The following is a 21370-nucleotide window of genomic DNA, read 5'->3' as shown; positions in this document are numbered from 1 at the left end:
TTTTCAAAGAGCAATATTATCTGTTCGGAAAGCTTGTCGCCTTGGCGACTTAGTTACTATATCACATCTTTTTTAAAGCTGTCAACCGCCTTTTTTAAAAGCAATTAACTTTTTTAAAACAGCGCCTCTCGAAGAGGACATGAACTAATATAACACGCCTAAGAAATGTTTGCAATATAATTTTTAAAACTTTTTTTGTTTCTGCGGAATTTCTTTTTGTATCACATTTATAAAAACTCGCCAGCCTCTAATGATTCTTCAAGCAAACTAATCGCTTAGACTCTTCCGCCACTTTATTCTTCTCGGGTCAGGAACGAAAACCTGTTTTTCCTTCTTCCGAGACAAGAGTTAAATCCCATTTCGGAAGAAGGACTTCCAGGCGACTGCCTCAACGCAATCTCAGTTCTTCCACTTTACGTTGAGTACCATTTATATTGAAGGGATTCTTGATACCGCCCTTCTCCCGCCAGACACAATAGAACCGATCACTTTACTTTGGCGTATCAGCAGCTGCCCGCTGTATACTTCTTATAATGGAGATGAAGGATTCTTTAAGCGCAATTTCCTTTCATCAATAATAAAAAGTGAAAGCCCAAAGATTACAACAATGCCTCCGACTATTTGCGACCAAGTAACAGTTTCGTTCAATATATAATAGGCCATAATGGTTGCACCTACCGGCTCGAGCAGAATCGCCATGGAAATCGTTGTTGTGCTCAGCCATTTTACTACCCAGTTGAACAGGCTGTGTCCAAGGAGAGTTGGAAATATTGCAAGCAAAATAAAATAAAACCAATCCAGCTTTACTTCAGGTATTAACGGTTCACCTTTAAAAACTATATACATAAATAAGGTTATTGTACTGATCGAATATACAAGGAAAGTATATGTAATCAATGACAGCCTTTGCCTGACCGTTTGACCGAACAACAAATATCCCGTGATGAACGCACAAGCGATCAATGCAAGAATATCACCAAACAAAGCCGTTCCACTTATCTGGAAGTCACCCCAACTAATAATGAAGCTTCCGATAATAGCGATAACCCCGCTAATTACTGCGCCAATTGTTATTTTTTCTTTAAAGAAAAAGTATGCACCTATAAAGGCGAATAATGGCTGTAAAGTTACCAGGACTGTTGAACTAGCAACCGAAGTGTAGTTTAAAGATTCGAACCAAAGGATAAAGTGAAAGGCCAGCAATACCCCGGAAATAGTGGTGAATAGCCAATCCCGTTTTGTTATTCTCTTGAGTTCCTTTGTGTATTTGGCCAGGAACAGCGGCAGCATGAATAGAACGGAAAAGAGCAGGCGGTAGAATGCAATTACTCCAGATGGTGAATGACTTAGTTTTACAAATATGGCTGATGCGGAAACGGTTATTACCCCGATTGCCAGCGCTGCATATGGGTTGATAATTGGTTTCATGATTGACTCCTTTGATGTTAATGTAAAATGCATGCTATGTATTTTACCCGCATTTGCTGCATAATTCTATTATATTATAACAATTAGTGAATTTAGAGAGATGGGATGGAGATTAGACATGAGCGCAGTTGATACAGAAATATTGTTCAAATTAGGGATTTCAGCTGTTCTTGGATTAGTTATTGGGCTGGAAAGAGAATTAAAGAGAAAACCGGTTGGTTTAAAAACAAGTCTTGTTATTTCTATTGTAAGTTGTTTATTAACGATCGTCTCGATTGAATCTGCTTACAGCGCCCATGCCGGAGCAATAAACATAACAATGGATCCTCTTCGTCTTGCTGCACAAATTGTTTCGGGGATTGGTTTCCTTGGTGCAGGAGTAATACTGCGACGAGGCAATGACAGCATTTCCGGACTTACAACCGCAGCGATGATATGGGGTGCTGCAGGAATAGGTATAGCCGTTGGTGCAGGATTTTATTTGGAGGCATTTGCTGGTGTGGCACTTTTGATATTCAGTGTAGAATTCATGCCCTTTATCATGAAAATAATCGGACCAAAGCAGTTGCGTGAAAAAGAAATCCTGCTGCAACTGCATGTTTCAGAACGACACCAAATTGATGCACTAATAGATTTTATTTACAGCCAAAAGTATATTCTGCGGAAAATTAGAATCAAGGACCTGAGTGAAGGTGACCATCAAGTTAACCTTCAAATCGCAGTTGACCTGAAGCTTAAAACCACACAAGTATATAATCTCATATCCGAACTTGATGGCATAAAAAGGGTTGAAATCGAAAGTATCAATTAAATTAAAGATGCAAATACCGGTTTTGGGTGTATGGCCTGAAGGACTTCCGTCACTAGTTGCTGTAATTTGATGAAAAAAGGAAGTGCATCCGTGCTTCCTTTTTTTTAATCTTCTCCCTATGCTCTGCCTGCCGCGATTGGCGAAGTTCTTGTGAAAAGCCCAATGTTTCAATAATAGGACTTACTTCAGAGTTTTTTCTATCTTATATTCTTGATTTTGAATCTGCGGAAAATGCCGATTCCAAATATTTATATTCAAAATATTATTTTTCCCTCTTGCAAACTAACTTGAAGCTAGCTATAATCTTTCTTGTAGCTTATTTCATAAAACCTTTTATATCATGGGGGCTTAGCTCAGCTGGGAGAGCGCTTGCATGGCATGCAAGAGGTCGTCGGTTCGATCCCGATAGTCTCCATACTTAAGAACTTCTGCAAATTGGCAGGAGTTCTTTTTTTGTTTTCCTTCCCCTGCTCCTGGGTATCCTTAGATTAACAGGATATTGCCCAGGGAGGGATATTGAATGAAATCACAATGGAGCCTGTTACTTGCTTTAGTTTTTGCATTATTGATTGCCATTTTAGCTGTTATGAATGTTGAACCAGTTAAAGTTGATTATTTCTTTGGAACTGCCCAATGGCCTCTAATTCTGATTATACTTGGCTCAGTACTTGCGGGGGTCATCTTTACCGCAGCCATTGGTGAAACCCGGATGTATAAACTAAGGAGAGATTTGAAAAAAGCCAGGAAAGAGCGCGATGAGTGGAAAGTACAGACGCATCTTGCCCAAAATGATGGGGCTGAGCCTGATGTCGAAAGGAATTCTTACCGGACATCGGAACGCACTCAATAATAGTAAGAACCCTTGCTACTCCAAGGGTTCTTTTCTATATTTACCTACTGCGTAATAGACGTCTAATTACCGATAGATCAAAATTCTTGATTATAGCCTTCTTGCGTGGGATGGCTACTATTGCTGGTTCCTCCGCAAGCAGATAGTGAGTTGCCAACCCATATGTAATCCCGAGCAAAGACCAATAAATAGGTGCCACCGTAACAACACTTATATTGAAAAACGCTTGAATGAGATACCCAATTATAGTGGAAATCAAGCCGAAAAGAATAATTTTTTGTTTCTCAGATGCCACTTGAGCCGCTCTATATGCTTGCCATAACACCGCGGCAACCAGCAGCAGGTAAACTAACAGGGCTGGGACTCCCATCGCATCGTGATTGCCATTCAAGATATTCATTATGGGCTTTGTCTACAATTTGGCCCAGAAAAACTTCCTTCACTTCTGCGATATCATTTGGGAAAACATATTTAAATGTATCGGGACCAGATTCCAACCAAAAATATTCCGTAACTAGTGGAAGTGATTTTCCCCATATAAAGAACCGATAAGAACCTTCCTCGCCTGTAGCCTGATCAGTTACAATGTTATACGGATCAATAACTGTTGTAAGCAGGCGATTCATATACCCGCCTTCTCCAGTTGCGTCAATAACTAAAAACACTACTCCAAGGCTAAAAAGCAAAACAGCCCACTTTTTCCATAGATACTTCCTTTTCCACACGATTAATCCTGTCAAAGTTAGCGCCCCGAATAACTCTCCAACCCAACCACTTCGCGTACTCGTGAAAATCATAACAGCAAATGTTAATAAGGAAACCAGGAAATAGAATCTATTTTGCTTTTTGTCATCAGAGACGAAATATAAAGAAAATGCTATAAGCAATACCATAACTAAATATGAACCATAAAAATTTGGATTACCGAACAAACCATTGCTCCTTGGACTAAGGTCAAAATCTTTCTTTGGTAAGAAATCAAGGTTGATATGTTGAATTATTCCATACAACGTAATAGGTATTGACGATACTATTAAAACCGGCAAAATCTCAGTTAATTTCTTAGGATCAATAAGCCGGACCGAAAATAAAAATAAACTGCAATAACAAAATTAGGTGATATATCCTTCAAAGCGCCCGGGAGAACCAAATAATGATGTTATTCTATATTCAGACATAATTGTAGAGATTCCAACAATAGCTAGAAAAAAACTATATTAAGTTCCCCGAGTGTAAAGTTTTGTTTTATTTTCCAATATTTTCTTTTTACAATTAGTAATACCCAGGTACTTAACGTAAACAGGAAAAGGAAAAGAAGTTTAGAAAGATAGTATTCCGTCTCAGAATTAAAAGGGATGATCAACAAGCTTGAGATTTCGGTTGGAGATGTGATAAAAATTAGTTAAAACCCTATTTTTCTAGTACACTAGTAATATTGAATGAATTTTTAAAAGCGGGGGTAATGTAGTGGGAAATACTGCATTGTTGGTTATTGATGCTCAGGTCGGCATTATTGAGGGACCTGAAATCGGTCCTGTTTTTAAAAAGGAAGAGCTGCTTGCAAATATGAAGACGGTCATTGATGAGGCAAGAGAGAAAAGTATTCCAGTCATCTATATTGTGGACACGGATGTGGCTGAGCCCGATACGATGGAATACCAAGTTCACCCGCATATCGCACCTTTAAAAGATGATACGGTCATTACAAAGAAAGCAACCGACGCTTTTTACCAAACGAGCTTGAACGATTATCTGGATACGTTGAATATTGATCATTTAGTTGCCATAGGCTGCAAAACCGAATTCTGCGTGGATACTACCTGCAGGCGGGCAACGACCTTGGGGTATGATGTAACAGTGGTTGATGATGCGCACTCCACGACTGATAACAAAGTGCTTAGCGCAAGCCAAATCATCGCCCATCATAATGTAAACCTGCATGGGCTTGATAATATTGACCATTTTATCCTGGTTCGAAACTCAAGCGAGGATATTTTTGTACACAAACATCTTGAATATAAATAACGAAAGGCTCCTGCTAATTTAGCGGGAGCCTTTCACATGGTTTAAGAAACTTAGATATCGTAATAGTGAATAACTTTTTTCAAACTTATTTACGTCTAGCTCCAGCGCCTATCGCCTAGCAAACTTCAGGACTCCTCCTTACGATAAGTCATCATCAAATCGCCATCGCTCTTTGTGATTCCTTTATCTCAGTCAAAGCCCCTCCAGTTTGTACCGCGATAACCAAGGCGCTTGCGCTTTTGTTCTTACCTGCGGCTTTTGATGAATTTCACAACAAAATAGATGAAGGCAAGAACTATTAATACATAGACCACATTTGAGAAGATATCCATATATTCTACTATCTTATGCCGATTTTCCCCAAGGATTGCTCCGGCGTTGACCAGAAGTGTATTCCAAATCAACGTACCTGCTGTTGTCAGGATTAGGAAAAGCCAAAACTTCATATTTGACATCCCGGCCGGAATTGAAATCAAGCTTCTGATTAACGGAATCAGCCTGCAGAAAAACACTGTCCATGGCCCATATTTATCGAACCAGGCATCCGCTTTATGTATATCTTTCTTGGTCAAGCGAAGTACTTTTCCCCAGCGGTCGATGATTTTTTCAAGCCGTTCTACATCGAGTAAAAGGCCAATTCCGTAGAGAATGACAGCTCCGGTAACCGACCCTGCGGTCGACACAAAAATAACGTTAGCCACAGTCATTTCCGTACTTAAGGTCATGTAGCCGGCAAAAGTCAATATCACCTCGGACGGAATCGGAGGAAAGATATTTTCGAGTGCAATAAGCAAAAAGACACCAAGGTATCCAAATTCATTCATTATTGAGTTAATCCATTCTTCCATGCTTCTCTCCCATTAGCTGGCCATTAGACCAGTTCTCTGATAAATACAAGTCACCATTGATAGTAACATTAAATATGGTTACACGGCTAGATATAAACAGGTTATCTTCTCTTTCCTTTTGCGGAAGCCTTATTGGCTGCTCTACCGCGGCCATGCGGCTTTTCATTATTCCTCCCGCGGTTGGAGCGGTGCTGCTCATGGGATGAAGATCTCCCAGCTGCGGTGGGTTTCCCGCCTCTCTTAGGCTTTTCCGGACGGTCAGATCTCTTTTTATCTGCTTGTCCTCTAGGTCTGTCGTCCCCTTTTGAAGAGTCATCCTTTTTACTCAATTCGAGTTCCTGTTTTTTGATCCGTATATTTAATTCCTTCTCAATGGAACGAAGAAGCTGCGAATCGGCAGCAGTATATAAAGTAATTGCAAGCCCCTTAGTCCCCGCACGGCCTGTCCGTCCAATCCGGTGGACATAGATTTCTGCATCTTCAGGTATATCATAATTGAATACATGGGTTACACCTTCAACATCTAGCCCGCGTGCAGCAACATCTGTTGCAATCAATAGCTGAAATTCAGCATTTCGGAATCTCTTCATTACCTGCTCACGTTTTGCTTGGGATAGGTCCCCGTGCAATTCATCGCAGGAAAATTTATTAGACTTTAGAACTTCATAAAGCCTGCCCACCCGCCGTTTAGTACGGCAAAACACAACTGCCATGAAGGGACGGTGCGTATTAACTAGGTCCATAAGCGCCCCTTGCTTGCCGCGGTCCGTTGTTTGAACTGCCAGCTGGCTAACCGTGTCGGCGGGTCCCTGCGTTTTTTCAACCTGAATAAACTGCGGATCCCGTAAATGCTTTTGTGCCAGCCTCCGCACTTCTGATGGCATAGTAGCAGAGAAAAGCATAGTTTGCCTAGTTGGTGGAGTTTCCTGAATGATTGCTTCAACTTCATTCAAAAATCCGATATGGAGCATCTGATCGGCTTCATCAAGGACGAGGGTGGAAAGTTCATCTAACCTGATCGTTCCCCTCCTGATATGGTCAAGCAGCCTTCCAGGTGTTCCGACAACAATATGGACACCCTTATCCAGTTTTTTTAGTTGCTTGTCTACATCTTGACCGCCATAAGCTGCTAACACCTTAACATCATGGAGTTCTTTAACAATTCTCTCAAGCTCAGCGGTGATTTGGATGGCAAGCTCACGAGTCGGCGTTACAATGAGGGCTTGAATATGGGCTGCATCGAGCTCAAGCCTTTCGAGGATTGGCAATAGAAAAGCGAAGGTCTTACCTGTTCCCGTTTGCGCCTGGGCAATGATATCCTTTCCTTCAAGTGCAAGGGGGATGACTTTCTCCTGGATTGGAGTCGGAACGGCTATCCCATTTGAAGCCATTATATTTGTAACTTTTTTAGATATACCCAGATTTATAAATTCTGACATTTAGATTCTCCTGTTTTCAACAATTTCACTTTCTTGATTGTGCTTGTTTTCTTTATAAAAAGCAAATACAAAAAACTAAAGCAGCAGCTCCTTCATGACAGCAAAAACACAGCTTTCCTTCCAAGAGGATTCCGGAAAGCTTTCTATTCGGTATCACTGTACAAACTGCCAGGCCTTCTTCCAACCTATATAGAAGAATCATCTTTTTGAGTAAATTCTCTATCCTACAACTAAGTAAAGACCCGGCATATTCATCATGCCGGGCCTTGCTTAATGAACAAGGTTTTTCAAATAATCCAGGTGGCGCCTATCGGTATCGATAATACTTTCAACCATGTTCTTGCTTTCGGGATCCAGATCACCTTTTACAATTTCCTCCGATAATTGGATACCATACAAATCCTCACCTTTGATAGCCATTTTGATGATATTTTCCGTGCTTTCAGGCATCATCATTTGACTTATGAATCCCTGGATTTTCCCGGTCAGTCCCTCGTTGTTTACTGGCATCCCTCCAAGAGTTTGGATTCTCTCGGAGACCATTGCAGCATGAAGGCGATGGTCTTGCTGCATCGATTGGAACTCCTTTTTGATTTCCGGATCCTCAAGCTTCGCAATAAGATGTTCATATGCCCTAATTCCCATGTACTGCCCTTGGAGGAATGCATTTAATTCTTTTATTACAATATCCTTTTCATTTTGCATCCATAAACCTCCTTTTACGCATAGGTTTAGGAAAAAAGCAGGAATTATACATACCTGGCATTCGGGACCAAAGTTTGAAAAGCTACCCTATGGACACAGGGAGAAAATAACCCGGCTTTTGAGGGGGGATCGAATTCAGTGTTGGTCAAACAATGCTTTTAGATGTCACTATTTTGAATTTCTTCCAGCCGTTCAAGAATCCGTCTTTTTTTATAAAGCATGCTCCCTGTCTCCGCAAGGTCTGCAATTGCCGATCTATTGGTAAATGCGCCGAAAATAATTCCCGCTACAGGAACCATTTGAAAAAGCTTTTTCCAGCCAAAGCTGTCTCTGTACGCATACACAACTTCGCGCCAGCCTTGAAGCTCGGACATAACTTCACCCTGGCGCTCATTTGCAGACAGGCTCTTTAGGATCGCCTGTTTTCCTACAATATCAGCAGATGTAAATTGCAGGCACTTTACAATGAAGATCCGCTCACTTTTCACCTTGGGATCATATCCGTAAATAAGCGCAATCTCTTGTAATGTTTTTAGTGAAATGGCTAACAGCGCCGGAATGTCTGCGGCGAGAGTGAAAATTCCGCCAATCCCAGTACTGGCGCCTTGAAAGGCAGCAACCTTTTTTCTTTGAGTTGTTAGTTCTGCACTTGCTTGATCCATAGCGGAAATCGGCAATTGAGCAGCTTCGTCCAATGACCCAACTGGTTTGCCGGCACTTGCCTCAAGGCGCTTAAACGCAGCTTTTTCATTTATTAGATACCTTCCCCCAGTCTGGACGTAACTGCCCAGTTCATCGAGGAGGACGCCGATTTTTTCATGAATAAACTTTGGTGTGATTTTGTCCAAAAGCTTATATGGCAGCCTGCCAACCCGGTCCCATATCATCATTCCGTTTTGACCCTTTTCCCATCTCTTGATAGCCTCTAGTTCTTTATTGAGCCATTCATTCGTTTCCAAAAGCTTCACCTCTTCAGTTTATTTTCCTTGATTAAAAGCATTATGTAAAACCTATTGGTCATATGCCATACGAAAAATATCCTTTAAGGTTTCACCACGGCTCCTTGTTGATATGACCTAATGGATAATTTCACTTTAACCCTTTCCAAAAATCTTCCAGAATGCTATTCTAAAGATATCTATTTTTCCGATAGTTACTATCGTTTTTATAAATAAGGGGGGCGAAACCCGTGGACTTCCATCAATTAGTTGTATTTACAAAAGTAGTCGAGCATAAGAGTTTTTCCAAAGCTGCTGAGGAAATTTTTCTTAGCCAATCAACCGTTTCTTCCCATATCCAATCTTTAGAGAAAATGCTGAACGTCAAACTATTTGACCGAGTTGGACGTGAAAATATCCTCACTCCCCATGGGGAGAGGCTTTACCATTGGGCCCAAAAGCTATTGCTAATGAAAGACGAAGCCCTCCTAGACCTGAACCAGGGAATGACAGAATTCCGTGGCGTTATCAGAATGGCGGCAAGCTCAGTTCCATCTCAGTTCATACTCCCTAAAATGGTGAAGCAATTTCGGAATGAATATCCAGCTGCCACGTTCAATATATCTCAATTCCCTTCAAGAGCGGTGGCAGATAAAGTTTTAAACGGATCTGTCGATTTCGGTGTACTTGGTGAAAAGTATGAAAATGAGAAGCTCGAATACTTCCCGCTTTTAAAAGAAAGGTTAGTGCTTGTTACCCCATTAGAGTTAAAACTGAAAGGAAAGGTACAGATTCAGGATGTAATCTCATATCCATTTGTTATGAGGCATTCCGATTCTGGAACCAATTCTATTTTTGAACGGTTCTTGAAAAAAAACGGTCTGCCAAAGGACCAATTAAATATCATTGCCTATACGGATTCGGGTCAAAGCTTAATCCAATTTGTCAGGCAGGGAATCGGAATTTCCGTCATGTCGGAAATTGCAGCAAGGGATTATGCAGATCAAAACCTTGTAAATCTCTATTCTATAGAAGGCTTTGAGGAGGACCGCTATTTTTACTTGGTTTACAACCTGCAAAAGACATTACCGCTTATCTCCAGGTTATTTGTCAATTTTGCCACAGGGAATAAAGGATTCCACCTGGTGGACAAAGAATAATGTAAAGGGTTATTTTTCAAAGATAGAATTGGCTGCGGCCAGGTCTTTTTCAAGGGGGATTCATATTGGTACTAACTGTAAACCAGCTACAGGAAATAAAACAATTGCAACAAGTATGCGAACAAGAAGGCAACTTTGGCCTAAAACTGAATTGGGAGATGCTCTCCGCACGTAAGGAAGGCAGAAAAGATGATTTTCTTCATTATGAGGATGGGAATCTTGTCGGATTTCTTGGGATTTACGGCTTCGGAAATAAGACTGAAATTTGCGGGATGGTGCATCCAAATTATAGGCGCAGAGGGATTTTTACAAAGCTTCTTAAGGAAGGGATAAGTGAATCGAAACTAAGGGGCACCAGACAAATCCTGTTGAATGCACCGGCTGGTTCATCTTCTGCAAAAGAATTTCTAACTAAAGTACCGAACCATCATCATATGACCGAATACCAAATGAAATGGGAGGGAAAGATCCCGCAAACCAATCCTGCAATCCTGCTCCGCCCTTCAACAGAGGAAGACCTTGCGCTAAAAATTCGGCTCGAAATCGAATGCTTTGGTTTTACCGAGCAAGAGGCGTACGAATTTTACAAAGAATATAGATCTTCCAGTAATGAAGATTCCTATATTATTGAAGCAGAAGGAAGCCCGGTAGGAAAAATGCGTGTAGATCACCATGATGGAGAGGCATGGATATATGGATTTGCTATTCTTCCCGAGCACCAGGGTAAGGGAATTGGCCGCAGCGCTCTTGCCTGGATTATAGAAAAAGAACATAGGAGTGGATATCCCGTGTTCCTTGAGGTCGAGGCGAAGAATGCTCATGCCCTCGGGTTGTATGAATCTGTCGGTTTCAAGTCCTATCATGCCCAGGATTATTATGAATACACGGGTTAAGCAAAGAGCCTCTGCCGGTACCAGGCAAAGGCTCTTTGTTCATTTCCAATAGTTTTCCATTGATTCTGTCGACCAGGAAGGCTGCCTGATTTCATCTTTTGGTAAAAATTCTTTCATCACTGGCTTAATGTCAATCACCGGCGTGCCATCTATCGCATCGAGACCTGCTACGGTAAGCTTAGTTCCTTCCCTCTTCAAAAGACGCACAATTGTAGAGCCAATCCGGTTCGGCCGGTTCTTTCCTCTCTGCGCAAAGATTCCTGTCATTGGCCAATCAGGGTTGTCCCTCGGCCTTCTCGCACACGTTTCAATACTGTCTTCACTGACAAGATGGAACAAAAATAGAATCTCCAGATGCGAAAAATCATCGATTCCTTCCAGGCAATTACCATCAAGGATTTCGTTCATTTCAATAACAGATGTGACCTCTCCCCAATGATCATCCTCTGGTGTTTTACGAGAATTGAGCACCCTTCCGACTGGCTTAACCATAAACATGACGATTCCTCCATATAAGATGATTTTGCTACTTCCATTATAACCATTTAGTAGATATGGCTTTCAAACAATGCATTTCGCTGACTGAATTTGGCATTACCTTCAACAGAACTAAATTTGTCACTAGTTACCGCTATCATCATATTCGTGAATGCTCATCTAACCACTGGTAAAGTCTATCACCCCAAACTGACTTTCCCTCACTATCAGTTTCCCGGCAATTTGTTTATGTACATTCCTTACCTGGATAATATCCACGATATCCCCCCTTCTAAACTTGTTCCAGTCATCTTTATCTTAATCTGCCCCTTTGGAAAAATCGATACATCAATTCCAGTTATATCCTTTTCCTTCTTGCATATAAAAAGTTTAGCTTAAAAAGGCACCCCACCCTGCCCAGATCGTGGAACAACACCCTGTAAACAAGAAAAACCCGGGGGTGACAGGCACTTCCATAGAAAAACGGGACCTTTTATGGGTCCCGTTCGCATTGATTTAGATATGTCCTTCCAATTCCTTTTCAGGATCCTTTTTTTCCTTTGACAAGAACCAGCCTGCGAGCGCAATGATTACGAGTACAAAGTAAAATGTTAGTTTCCAACCAGTTGAAGTTGCAAAGCCTTCCGGCAGTACAGCCAGTGCCGGATGAGATAGTGTGTAAACGGAAAGCTTGACACCAACCCAGCCAACAATCGCGAAGGCAGCAATTTCCAAACCAGGTCTTGTTTGAAGCAATTTCACAAAGAAGTTTGCTGCGAAACGCATGATAATGAGACCTATAAACCCACCGGCAAAAATGACGAGGAACTGAGCACCATCAAGGCCGCCGATTTGTGGCATATTGGTATTGGGGAGGCTGACTGCCAGGGCTACAGCAGCTAATATAGAGTCGACAGCAAAGGCAATGTCAGCCAGTTCAACCTTAAATACGGTTCCCCAAAACCCGGATTTTTTCTTCGGCTTTGTTTCTTTTTCCTTCTCTTTTTTAAAGACCAGTTTTCGCAGAATATGATTGGCAGCAATGAATAGAAGGTATAAGGCGCCGATTGCCTGAACCTGCCACACATCAACAAGAAAGGAGATAATAAACAGGGAGGCAAAACGGAAAACGAATGCTCCTGCAAGACCATAAAAGAGGGCCTTTCTTCTTTCCTCTTCCGGCAAATGTTTAACCATGATAGCCAGGACTAGCGCGTTGTCGGCTGCGAGAAGTCCTTCGATGGCAATTAATAATAGCAATACCCAGCCATACTCAAGTAAAATTGAAAAGTCCATTAAGATACCTCCAAGTTAGATGAAATTATAGTAATATAATCATAATCCGTTGTTTTGATCCCTTTATCAAAGGACAGGATTGTTTTAAAACAAATCTTTTTGCCTTTAGCATTACTTTCTAGTGACTCAGGTATACGGAATGAAAAAGGCAGGTTTTTTGTAGTATCAGGAGGGATTACCTTACTTGTAAGAATGGTTATGGAATCAAGAACATCCTCCATTCCCTCCGTATCTCCATCTACGTTTATATCACAATCAATCCGTTTAAGTTTACGTTCAACAATGCCACCTTTTATTGAGTAAAAACCATTTACTACATCTCCTGGCTTGAACTCAGTCTTTTCAAGGACTAAATCAATAGAGGCTGAACCAATGCCGGCATACGCTAAATATTTTCTAAGCAACAAACTTCATTCTCCTTATTGTTTGATGATTTCACTTCGGGACATACGTCTCACTATTAGCAAATTTCTCTTCGACTCGTTTTTCTATTTCATCAAGCTGTTCCTTATTCTCCAATAACTCATCTTTGTTTGCTTCTACAAGCTCCGAAAATGATACCTTGATTGGCTTTCTCACTTTGTATCCTCCCTGCATCTTTAATTAAACAATTGACCGAGCCTTGGGTTCCCTTACTTAGAAAACAAAAAAGCCTTTACCATATAATTGGCAAAGGCTTTCCGCGGAAAAAAATAAAGACCCTTACCAATCAGGTAAAGGTCTTGCTAACAACACTAGTGCTGCCAACAAGGCCGAAGGCAAATGCCCCGTAATGACGACCTTGTTGTAAAAGCTACTCCCCTTTAGGAGAAAGAAATATTCAACTTGTTACCATTACTATATGAGAATTACGCCAGTTTCGTCAATTGATTTTGATGAATTTACGAATTCTTAACAAATACCTTCGTACTGGATGCTTAAATTTTTTCTTCACATTTTATTATTATTATGGTATATTAATTGTGCTGATTTTTTCTTTTGCGGGTGTGGCGGAATCGGCAGACGCGCTAGATTCAGGTTCTAGTGGGGGTAACCCCGTGGAGGTTCAAGTCCTCTCATCCGCATCGTTATTTTTATATTGAGTTGCTGACTGCTAGGAGTCGCAGGTTCAAAGCCTGCATTCCCGTCCGTTTATATGTATAGTCCTGCGGGTGTAGTTTAATGGTAGAACTCCAGCTTCCCAAGCTGATGGCGGGGGTTCGATTCCCCTCACCCGCTCCAATATATGGAGAAGTACCCAAGTGGTTCAAGGGGGCGCACTCGAAATGCGCTAGGGCGGGCAACCGTCGCGTGAGTTCGAATCTCATCTTCTCCTTATCGAAACCGGCCTAATTGGCCGTTTTTTTTTGCACAAATTTAAACATAGATAACACTTCCTCTCTTCCCTCTCTTCCTCCACATATTTTATCGCATTACTTGTTTTCCCACTTGCCCGTTTACATAAAAAGACCCTGTGCAGTGGGCCTTTTTAAGGCCACTTTGCAGGGTCCAATAAAATTTTATTATTTACCGAGGAAAGAGTTCAGCATCCATACATGCTTTTCAAGGCTTGCATGAATTGCCAGCAGCATATCCCCAGTGGTTTCGTCACCAGTTTCGGCTGCGACATCCATTCCCTCTTTCAATTCACCAATCAAAACGGAAAAGTCATTTACAACCGACATGACCATGTCAGTAGCACTTTCTCCTCCATCCGCTTCCTTTACTGAAGACAATTCGAGTATTTCCTTCATTGTAGCAACTGGCTTGTCCCCTAATGCAAGGAGCCTTTCCGCCAACTCATCAATATGAAGATTTGCCTCATTGTATAGCTCTTCGAATTTTGCATGCAGTGTAAAAAATTCAGGTCCGTTCACATACCAATGATAATTATGGAGTTTAATATATAAAACACTCCAGTTTGCTACTTGCTTATTAACAATTGCTGTAAGATTATTAGCCATTTTAATCCTCCTATTTTAATTAGTCTGCCCATATCATTATAGTCCAACAATTTCCTTTAACCTAAGCTAAAAGGTGAATTGTTCACAATGATGTAATATTTGGCCACTTATAATATACCCTTTAGCACTGAATTCAATCATTCTGTATTTCCTTTTTCACTTTTATAAATTTCCTAAATAAAATTATTAAAAAGAATTGACAGTTATCATAAACCCTAATATAATTAATTTTAGTTAAGTTATCTCAGATTAAAGATGTTTTAATTAAATGAAAAATTGGAGGAGAAACAAATGACAAAAGTAAAATGGGCAATTGATCCGGCACACAGCAGCGTAGACTTTTCTGTAAGACACATGATGATTGCAAATGTTAAGGGTACATTCCAATCCTTTAATGCTGAAGTGGTTGCTGATCCAGCTGATTTGACTACAGCCGAAATCGCTTTTACTGTGGATGCAGCAAGTATCGACACTCGCAATGCAGATCGTGACAACCATCTTCGTTCCGGCGATTTCTTTGATGTAGAAAACAACCCGAAAATCACATTCACTACAACAAGTATTTCAAAAACAGACGAAGGCGAATATGATGTAACTGGCGACTTGACGATCCGTGGTGTAACAAGACCGGAAACTTTTGCAGTCGTATATGAAGGAACTGGAAAAGATCCATGGGGCAACCAAAAGGTTGGCTTCAGCGGTACAGGTGCAATTAACCGTGCAGACTATGGACTAACATGGAATTCCGCATTAGAAACTGGCGGAGTCCTTGTAGGCGATAAAATTAAAATTTCGTTTGAAATCCAAGCTACTCAAGCTGCTGAATAAGACTTTACTCACATGAAGTGCGGGCATTCCCCGCACTTTTTTTGTTTACTCCACATTAACTATAGGAGGAAATTCTCAATTTTCTCTAAAAACTAGCTTTTTAAAAAAAGTTTGATAGATTGGTATAGAGGGAATAAAATTTTGTTAATTATTGAAGCATTTTGTCGAGGAGGTCAGGAATGAAAAAATTTTGGAAATTGGGCGTTGCATTAGCAGGTATTTCTGTTGTTGTAGTAGCCGCATTTGATAATCCATATAAGGAAAAAGCCTCCTCCGCTCCGCCTGAACAACTAGTAACATATACGGAAGCACCAGAAGCAGAACGTACATTGTCTTTAAAAGAGGTTCCAATTTCCCTGCCAGATAAAATGATTCTCGATGTACCATTATTTAAACAAATGGCGGCTCCGAGGCTATATAATGGTTGTGAAGTAACAAGCCTGGCAATGATATTAACCTTTCAAGGAATCGATGTATCAAAAAATGAATTAGCTGATTCCATTGAGCATGTTCCTCTAAACTACGGGAACGGTAAAAAGGGAAATCCGAATGCCGGCTTTGTTGGCGATATGGAAAACGGGCCTGGTCTGGGAGTTTATCATAAACCTATTTTTAACCTGGCAAAAAAGTATGCAGGGGAACGAGCAGAAAATCTCACTGGCCAATCTTTTGATAGAGTAATTGAAAAGCTTTCCGAAAGTAAACCTGTCTGGGTAATTATCAATACAATTTACGCCCCTCTTGGAGAAGGTAATTTCGAAACATGGGAAACACCCGATGGTCCCGTACAAATTACTTTTAATATGCACAGTGTTGCTATAACTGGTTATGATGAAAGCCATATTTACGTAAACGACCCGTATGGGACAAAAAATCTTAAAGTTGATAAAACTAACTTCATAAAGGCTTGGGAGCAATTGGGCAGCCAAGCGATTGTTATTAATTGAGAAACAGCGGACCTAGATGGACCGGTGTTTTTATTTTTTCATTAGCTGCTAAAATGATTTGTTATGGAAGCCGGGAGACTCCTTCATAGATCATCGTTATTCTCAATGTTTCTTTTCCCTACTTACGTCCGCTGCAGTTTACGAAACTTTACACTGGTGGCTTGAAAACCAAATACATGTTTAATATTACCTTTTTATACCCTCTTTTCTTAACCTCGAAAATATTATTTGTATTTTTAGTTAAAAAAATTGACGATAGAAAGATTCCTAAATTATAATAATTATAAAATGATAGTTATTTTCAATTAACCTCATTTTTACTATGATTATATTTGTTAGGGAGGCTGTACAATGGAAAACAGAAAAAACCTTACGACTAGCTGGGGTGCACCAGTCGGCGACAACCAAAACTCAATTACTGCCGGACATCGCGGACCTACTTTGATTCAGGATGTTCATTTGCTTGAAAAACTGGCCCACTTTAACCGGGAACGTGTTCCTGAGCGCGTCGTGCATGCCAAGGGCGCAGGAGCGCATGGCTATTTTGAAGTAACGAGGGACGTATCCCAATTTACAAAGGCTAACTTCCTTTCCGAAGTAGGCAAGCGGACTCCGATGTTTATCCGTTTCTCAACAGTGGCTGGTGAGCTTGGCTCTGCTGACACAGTACGCGATCCTCGCGGTTTCGCAGTAAAGTTCTATACCGATGAAGGCAACTATGACCTGGTAGGAAACAATACTCCGGTATTCTTCATCCGCGATGCAATCAAGTTCCCTGATTTCATACATACACAAAAGCGGGATCCTAAGTCTCACTTGAAAAATCCTATTGCAGTTTGGGATTTCTGGTCTCTCTCGCCTGAATCACTTCACCAGGTAACCATCCTAATGTCTGACCGCGGCATTCCTGCGACTTTCCGCCATATGCACGGTTTTGGCAGCCATACCTTCAAATGGGTCAATGCAAAAGGTGAAGCATTCTGGGTTAAATACCACTTCAAGACAGAACAGGGCATTGCCAATCTAGCCCCTGAAACTGCAGCTGAAATTGCTGGCATAAACCCGGATTATCATATTGAAGACCTGCACAACTCAATCGAAAAAGGCGACTATCCTGCATGGACCCTATATGTTCAAATCATGCCTCTGGAGGATGCTAACACATATCGTTTCGATCCATTCGATGTTACTAAGGTTTGGTCCCAAAAGGATTATCCTCTTCAGGAAGTTGGCCGAATGGTTCTTAACAAGAATCCTGAAAACTATTTTGCCGAAGTCGAGCAGGCTACCTTCTCACCTGGCAGCTTTGTGCCTGGTATTGAAGCTTCACCTGATAAAATGCTTCAGGGGCGTTTATTTGCATACTCGGATGCACATCGCTATCGCGTAGGAGCAAATCATAACCTTCTTCCTATCAACCGTCCACGTGTGGAAGTGAACAACTATCAGCGCGACGGCCAAATGAGGTTCGACAATAATGGAGGCGGCTCCGTATACTACGAACCAAACAGCTTCAGCGGCCCTGTTGAAACAACACAGAACAAAATTGCTCCATTCGCTGTTTCCGGTGAGGCACAATCTGCAGCTTACGACCATAACGACCATTATTCTCAAGCTGGCGACCTTTATCGGTTGATGAGCGAAGAAGAAAGATCCCGCCTTGTTGCTAACATCGTTGCTGCCATGAAGCCGGTTGAGTACGAAGAAATCAAGCTTCGCCAAATCCAGCACTTTCTGAAGGCTGATAAAGAATATGGAACTCGCGTAGCTGAAGGCCTTGGCATCCAGCTTACTGTTGAGGCATAATTTACTTTATAAAGAAAAACAAACAATCCGTTGGGTTACTGCCCCACGGATTGTTTGTTTTGTATACAGAGGCTAAATCCTATATGTGTAGAAAAGAAAGGTCCGCTAACTGGTATCCTATCACTCCAGAGTTATGCCTCCCACAATATGTGAAACAAAAAAATCGGGTGGCCAGGCACCGCACAAAAAGGACCACATAAGTGGCCCCTGTTCTCTAGCTTAGGAATGTCTCGATCTTGTATTCTTTTTTTGCATCTTCCAGCCATGATGGATACTCAGTTTGGAATTTCTGTTGGAAAATCTGTTCCTTTACATCTTCCTTGCTCTCTTCATAAACTGCTTCTTTTGCAGCCTGCTTGTCAGTTACTTTAATAATATGGTAGCCATACTCCGTTTTAACAGGTTCGCTAATTTGGTTAACATCCAGCTTAAAGGCTACATCCTCAAATTCCGCTACCATGTCACCCTTGCCAAAAAAGCCAAGTTCCCCGCCGCTTTCCGCATTTCCTGTGTCTGTGGAATACTCCTTAGCAAGCGCGGCAAAGTCCTCTCCTTTATCAAGTTTCCCCTTCACTTCCTTGGCTGTTTTTTCGTCCTTCACAAGAATATGGCTTGCCTCCACCTGTTCCTCAGTATTGAAGCTTTCTTTATTTTCCTCAAAAAATGTTTTCATTTCTTCATCGGTAATCTTTATCTTTTCCCTCATTAGCTTGTCCGCCAATAAATAATCCCCAATATCCTGCTTCAATATTTCTTTGGAGACACCATTTTGCTCAAGCGCCGCATCCATTGCCTCGTCTCCGCCATAAACCTCAACAAGTTTATCAAACTCAGCGTCAATTTCCTTTTGGGTAACAGCCACATCTTCCTTTTTCGCCTCAAGTTCGACAACCTTGTTATTGATCATCGTTTCAAGCATCGTGTCCCCATATGCTTGACTTAGCTTCGTATTCAGTTCATCCGTGGTGATTTTTTCACCATCAATTGTTGCGGCTGCTTTCGGTCCTGAAATTGCAGAAACGAGAACAAATAATGCAATAATAACAATCCCGCCTACTATTGTTAGTACTTTCTTGTTCATAAACTTTTTCATATATTTTCCCCCTGGATTGAACCTATATAGGTTTAACTTAAGTTTTTTTGCAATTTTCGCTCCAGGCACTTCGCTTTCCACGGGCGGCCTGGGAGCCTCCTCGTCGCTTTGCTCCCTGCGGGGTCTCCCACTGACCTTTTCTCCCGTAGGAGTCTTCGTGCCTTCCGCTTCCATTAAATAAAATACCTACGCTTCTGACATTCTTCAGTTTAACCTTTATAGTATTTTAAATGATATGTCATCAAAACGAAGAGCTGTTTTTGCGCCTATAAAACAGCTCTTCCAATTGGTCATTTGTAATAATCATCCTGCTTTAACAGCTTCAGCAACATCCAGGATTAATGAACGATACTATCTCCAGTCAGTATCACATCTGCTGTTTCTTTTTTTCCATCACGGTAAAACGTGAGTGTTATTTTTTCGCCTGCCTCTACATTCGAGTACAAATATTTGCGTAGAGCAGATGAATTTTCAACTTTTTCCCCATTAATTTCAACAATCACATCTTGCTGCTTTATGCCAGCTTTATCAGCACCAAATCCAGGCTGTACATATGTGACCATGGTTCCTGCTTTAACCCCATCAGGAAGGTTTTCAAGATAAGAGGCATGGATTTCCTCGAGGTCTGCAAGGCTTACTCCAAGATAAGGGCGTTCAACCTTCCCTTTTTCAATCAATTCATTAACAATTGGAACGACATCATTACTTGGAATGGCAAAACCTAAGCCCTCAACTCCACTATTAGAAATCTTTAGTGAGTTGATTCCAATTACCTGACCTGCTGTATTGATTAGCGCACCGCCAGAATTCCCCGGATTTATCGCTGCATCTGTTTGAATAACATCCAATTCCCATTGACCTGCCGAAGTCGAAACGTCAATGCTGCGGTCTATCGCACTGACAATCCCCTGGGTAACAGTCCTTGATAAATCCAAGCCCAGCGGATTACCAATTGCAAATACTTCATCCCCAGGCCTTAAGGTCGACGAATCTGCAAAGTCGAGAGCTTGTGAAGCATATTTTGCATCAACTTTTATTACTGCAAGGTCGGTCAAAGCATCTGCTCCGACAACTTGAGCTGTTGCCTTCTCTCCATCAAAGAAGGAGACCTCTACCTTTGTTGCATTCTCAATGACATGGTTATTGGTCACGATGTAGGCAAAATCTCCCGCTTTCTTAAAAACTACACCCGAACCTGAACCACTTTCTACACTTCCACTGTTTCCAGTGAACGGGTTGCTATTTTCCTGAATATTGACAATCCCAACAATTGCCTTGGATGCTTTCTCTACCATATCTGCAATTGAACCCGTTTCTCCATTGCTAGTAGTAGCAGCCGGTACAAGATTAGCTGATGCGTTGGAGATAGACTCCGTATCGGCTGCTTTTATCCCTTGATCGGAACCAGAAGGAATGAAATCTGTATAGTAAACCGCACCCAAAGTAACAGCAGATCCAATGACCCCCGCTAAAACAGTCGAAAGGAACCGTTTGAATTTACCTGGTTTCTTTTCTGGCTTCTGTTCTTGGCGTTGCTCAGGCTGATGCTGAGGTTCTGGAAGGAATGGCCCATAGGTTTTATTAAAATCATCCATCATTTATGCCTCCCGCTTCTTTTGTTTATTTATCTTTAGGATAGACCTGAGATATGAACAAATTATTAACAAACTGAGGCAAGGCCTTTAAATTTGTAATAATAAATGTGCGTAGGAGGAAAATGGTTGCTGCGGGAATTTTGAAGTGAAGCACTCATGGCAGGTAATTTCGACATATCCCCGCGAGGATATTTCTAGAAACTTCTTCCCTATGTCTAACTTCGATGATGATTTCTGGAAGCTTCCCTTTGCGAAGCGAAGTCAATTACTAACTTCATTACATAAGTT

General features: G+C 41.3%; 21 protein-coding genes and 4 tRNA genes. 12 read left to right on the top strand and 13 right to left on the bottom strand.

Annotated elements, in window-relative coordinates:
- Positions 1–528 precede the first annotated feature (528 nt).
- Positions 529–1428, bottom strand: a complete 900-nt coding sequence (locus tag AM500_RS07115; RefSeq protein ID WP_082347166.1) for a DMT family transporter — start codon at positions 1426–1428, stop codon at positions 529–531.
- A 118-nt stretch (positions 1429–1546) separates the two neighbouring features.
- Here AM500_RS07115 and AM500_RS07110 point away from each other — a divergent pair, with 118 nt between their 5' ends.
- From AM500_RS07110 to AM500_RS07100, 3 genes are all read left to right on the top strand, one after another.
- Positions 1547–2239 (top strand): MgtC/SapB family protein, encoded by a 693-nt coding sequence (locus AM500_RS07110; RefSeq protein WP_053598614.1) that lies wholly within the window; start codon positions 1547–1549, stop codon positions 2237–2239.
- 342 nt (positions 2240–2581) lie between these two features.
- Positions 2582–2654 (top strand) — tRNA-Ala (locus AM500_RS07105).
- 105 nt (positions 2655–2759) lie between these two features.
- Entirely contained in the window at positions 2760–3089 is a 330-nt protein-coding gene (locus AM500_RS07100) for a LapA family protein (RefSeq protein ID WP_053598613.1), read from the top strand.
- Between the two features lie 305 nt (positions 3090–3394).
- Here the strand turns inward: AM500_RS07100 and AM500_RS07090 are convergent, their stop codons facing one another.
- Complete coding sequence (locus AM500_RS07090; RefSeq protein ID WP_269432605.1) at positions 3395–3982, bottom strand: O-antigen ligase family protein; 588 nt, start codon at positions 3980–3982, stop codon at positions 3395–3397.
- 574 nt (positions 3983–4556) lie between these two features.
- Here AM500_RS07090 and AM500_RS07085 point away from each other — a divergent pair.
- Positions 4557–5114, top strand: a complete 558-nt coding sequence (locus AM500_RS07085) for a cysteine hydrolase family protein (RefSeq protein WP_231688123.1) — start codon at positions 4557–4559, stop codon at positions 5112–5114.
- A gap of 245 nt (positions 5115–5359) precedes the next feature.
- Here the strand turns inward: AM500_RS07085 and AM500_RS07080 are convergent, their stop codons facing one another.
- The 4 genes from AM500_RS07080 to AM500_RS07065 form a co-directional block, all read right to left on the bottom strand.
- On the bottom strand, positions 5360–5962 hold the full coding sequence (locus AM500_RS07080) for a DedA family protein (RefSeq protein WP_053598609.1): 603 nt from the start codon (positions 5960–5962) through the stop codon (positions 5360–5362).
- Between the two features lie 101 nt (positions 5963–6063).
- On the bottom strand, positions 6064–7401 hold the full coding sequence (locus AM500_RS07075) for a DEAD/DEAH box helicase (RefSeq protein ID WP_053598608.1): 1338 nt from the start codon (positions 7399–7401) through the stop codon (positions 6064–6066).
- Between the two features lie 270 nt (positions 7402–7671).
- Complete coding sequence (locus tag AM500_RS07070) at positions 7672–8106, bottom strand: ferritin-like domain-containing protein (protein ID WP_053598607.1); 435 nt, start codon at positions 8104–8106, stop codon at positions 7672–7674.
- 158 nt (positions 8107–8264) lie between these two features.
- On the bottom strand, positions 8265–9065 hold the full coding sequence (locus tag AM500_RS07065; RefSeq protein ID WP_053598606.1) for an EcsC family protein: 801 nt from the start codon (positions 9063–9065) through the stop codon (positions 8265–8267).
- 230 nt (positions 9066–9295) lie between these two features.
- Between AM500_RS07065 and AM500_RS07060 the strand changes: the two genes are divergently transcribed.
- Complete coding sequence (locus AM500_RS07060) at positions 9296–10204, top strand: selenium metabolism-associated LysR family transcriptional regulator (RefSeq protein WP_053598605.1); 909 nt, start codon at positions 9296–9298, stop codon at positions 10202–10204.
- A 65-nt stretch (positions 10205–10269) separates the two neighbouring features.
- Positions 10270–11097 (top strand): GNAT family N-acetyltransferase, encoded by an 828-nt coding sequence (locus tag AM500_RS07055; protein WP_053598604.1) that lies wholly within the window; start codon positions 10270–10272, stop codon positions 11095–11097.
- Positions 11098–11136: 39 nt separating this feature from the next.
- Here AM500_RS07055 and AM500_RS07050 read toward each other — a convergent pair whose 3' ends face one another.
- The 4 genes from AM500_RS07050 to AM500_RS24885 all read right to left on the bottom strand — a co-directional run bounded on the left by AM500_RS07050 (position 11137) and on the right by AM500_RS24885 (position 13449).
- On the bottom strand, positions 11137–11595 hold the full coding sequence (locus AM500_RS07050; protein ID WP_053598603.1) for an SAM-dependent methyltransferase: 459 nt from the start codon (positions 11593–11595) through the stop codon (positions 11137–11139).
- 495 nt (positions 11596–12090) lie between these two features.
- A complete protein-coding gene (locus tag AM500_RS07045; RefSeq protein WP_053598602.1) occupies positions 12091–12870 on the bottom strand; it encodes a TerC family protein in 780 nt (259 codons plus the stop codon).
- Positions 12870–13277 carry a sporulation protein gene (locus AM500_RS07040; protein ID WP_053598601.1) on the bottom strand — a complete coding sequence of 136 codons (408 nt, stop codon included), beginning with the start codon at positions 13275–13277 and terminating at the stop codon, positions 12870–12872. Before AM500_RS07040 ends, AM500_RS07045 begins: the two co-directional genes overlap by 1 nt.
- A 28-nt stretch (positions 13278–13305) precedes the next feature.
- Entirely contained in the window at positions 13306–13449 is a 144-nt protein-coding gene (locus AM500_RS24885) for an FbpB family small basic protein (protein WP_231688122.1), read from the bottom strand.
- Between the two features lie 401 nt (positions 13450–13850).
- Here AM500_RS24885 and AM500_RS07035 point away from each other — a divergent pair.
- The 3 genes from AM500_RS07035 to AM500_RS07025 all read left to right on the top strand — a co-directional run bounded on the left by AM500_RS07035 (position 13851) and on the right by AM500_RS07025 (position 14185).
- Positions 13851–13934: transfer RNA gene (locus AM500_RS07035), tRNA-Leu, on the top strand.
- Between the two features lie 83 nt (positions 13935–14017).
- Positions 14018–14091: transfer RNA gene (locus tag AM500_RS07030), tRNA-Gly, on the top strand.
- Positions 14092–14097: 6 nt separating this feature from the next.
- Positions 14098–14185 (top strand) — tRNA-Ser (locus AM500_RS07025).
- Between the two features lie 187 nt (positions 14186–14372).
- Here the strand turns inward: AM500_RS07025 and AM500_RS07020 are convergent.
- On the bottom strand, positions 14373–14813 hold the full coding sequence (locus tag AM500_RS07020; RefSeq protein ID WP_053598600.1) for a Dps family protein: 441 nt from the start codon (positions 14811–14813) through the stop codon (positions 14373–14375).
- 291 nt (positions 14814–15104) lie between these two features.
- Between AM500_RS07020 and AM500_RS07015 the strand changes: the two genes are divergently transcribed.
- The 3 genes from AM500_RS07015 to katA all read left to right on the top strand — a co-directional run bounded on the left by AM500_RS07015 (position 15105) and on the right by katA (position 18394).
- Positions 15105–15641 carry a YceI family protein gene (locus AM500_RS07015; RefSeq protein ID WP_053598599.1) on the top strand — a complete coding sequence of 179 codons (537 nt, stop codon included), beginning with the start codon at positions 15105–15107 and terminating at the stop codon, positions 15639–15641.
- Positions 15642–15820: 179 nt separating this feature from the next.
- Complete coding sequence (locus AM500_RS07010; RefSeq protein ID WP_053598598.1) at positions 15821–16588, top strand: C39 family peptidase; 768 nt, start codon at positions 15821–15823, stop codon at positions 16586–16588.
- A gap of 351 nt (positions 16589–16939) precedes the next feature.
- The gene (katA, locus tag AM500_RS07005; protein WP_053598597.1) at positions 16940–18394 is read left to right on the top strand and encodes a catalase KatA; all 1455 of its coding nucleotides are present in this window, start codon (positions 16940–16942) and stop codon (positions 18392–18394) included.
- A gap of 214 nt (positions 18395–18608) precedes the next feature.
- Here the strand turns inward: katA and AM500_RS07000 are convergent, their stop codons facing one another.
- Together AM500_RS07000 and AM500_RS06995 are read right to left on the bottom strand one after the other, a co-directional pair.
- The gene (locus tag AM500_RS07000; protein WP_053601651.1) at positions 18609–19487 is read right to left on the bottom strand and encodes a peptidylprolyl isomerase; all 879 of its coding nucleotides are present in this window, start codon (positions 19485–19487) and stop codon (positions 18609–18611) included.
- Between the two features lie 338 nt (positions 19488–19825).
- Positions 19826–21085 (bottom strand): S1C family serine protease, encoded by a 1260-nt coding sequence (locus tag AM500_RS06995; protein WP_053598596.1) that lies wholly within the window; start codon positions 21083–21085, stop codon positions 19826–19828.
- Between the last annotated feature and the right edge of the window lie 285 nt (positions 21086–21370).

Source organism: Bacillus sp. FJAT-18017 (assembly GCF_001278805.1).
In the GTDB taxonomy this organism is placed as follows: Bacteria; Bacillota; Bacilli; order Bacillales; family Cytobacillaceae; genus Bacillus_D.
Note: the sequence above shows the minus strand (reverse complement) of the source record. Positions and strands in the feature narration are given on the sequence as shown.

Coding starts and splice junctions, on each gene's coding strand:
- AM500_RS07010 (WP_053598598.1), top strand. CDS start 15,821: ATGAAAAAATTTTGGAAATTGGGCGTTGCATTAGCAGGTATTTCTGTT.
- AM500_RS07075 (WP_053598608.1), bottom strand. CDS start 7,401: ATGTCAGAATTTATAAATCTGGGTATATCTAAAAAAGTTACAAATATA.
- AM500_RS07090 (WP_269432605.1), bottom strand. CDS start 3,982: ATGGTATTGCTTATAGCATTTTCTTTATATTTCGTCTCTGATGACAAA.
- AM500_RS07070 (WP_053598607.1), bottom strand. CDS start 8,106: ATGCAAAATGAAAAGGATATTGTAATAAAAGAATTAAATGCATTCCTC.
- AM500_RS07080 (WP_053598609.1), bottom strand. CDS start 5,962: ATGGAAGAATGGATTAACTCAATAATGAATGAATTTGGATACCTTGGT.
- AM500_RS07000 (WP_053601651.1), bottom strand. CDS start 19,487: ATGAAAAAGTTTATGAACAAGAAAGTACTAACAATAGTAGGCGGGATT.
- AM500_RS07015 (WP_053598599.1), top strand. CDS start 15,105: ATGACAAAAGTAAAATGGGCAATTGATCCGGCACACAGCAGCGTAGAC.
- AM500_RS07100 (WP_053598613.1), top strand. CDS start 2,760: ATGAAATCACAATGGAGCCTGTTACTTGCTTTAGTTTTTGCATTATTG.
- katA (WP_053598597.1), top strand. CDS start 16,940: ATGGAAAACAGAAAAAACCTTACGACTAGCTGGGGTGCACCAGTCGGC.
- AM500_RS07110 (WP_053598614.1), top strand. CDS start 1,547: ATGAGCGCAGTTGATACAGAAATATTGTTCAAATTAGGGATTTCAGCT.
- AM500_RS07050 (WP_053598603.1), bottom strand. CDS start 11,595: ATGTTTATGGTTAAGCCAGTCGGAAGGGTGCTCAATTCTCGTAAAACA.
- AM500_RS07045 (WP_053598602.1), bottom strand. CDS start 12,870: ATGGACTTTTCAATTTTACTTGAGTATGGCTGGGTATTGCTATTATTA.
- AM500_RS07115 (WP_082347166.1), bottom strand. CDS start 1,428: ATGAAACCAATTATCAACCCATATGCAGCGCTGGCAATCGGGGTAATA.
- AM500_RS07020 (WP_053598600.1), bottom strand. CDS start 14,813: ATGGCTAATAATCTTACAGCAATTGTTAATAAGCAAGTAGCAAACTGG.
- AM500_RS06995 (WP_053598596.1), bottom strand. CDS start 21,085: ATGATGGATGATTTTAATAAAACCTATGGGCCATTCCTTCCAGAACCT.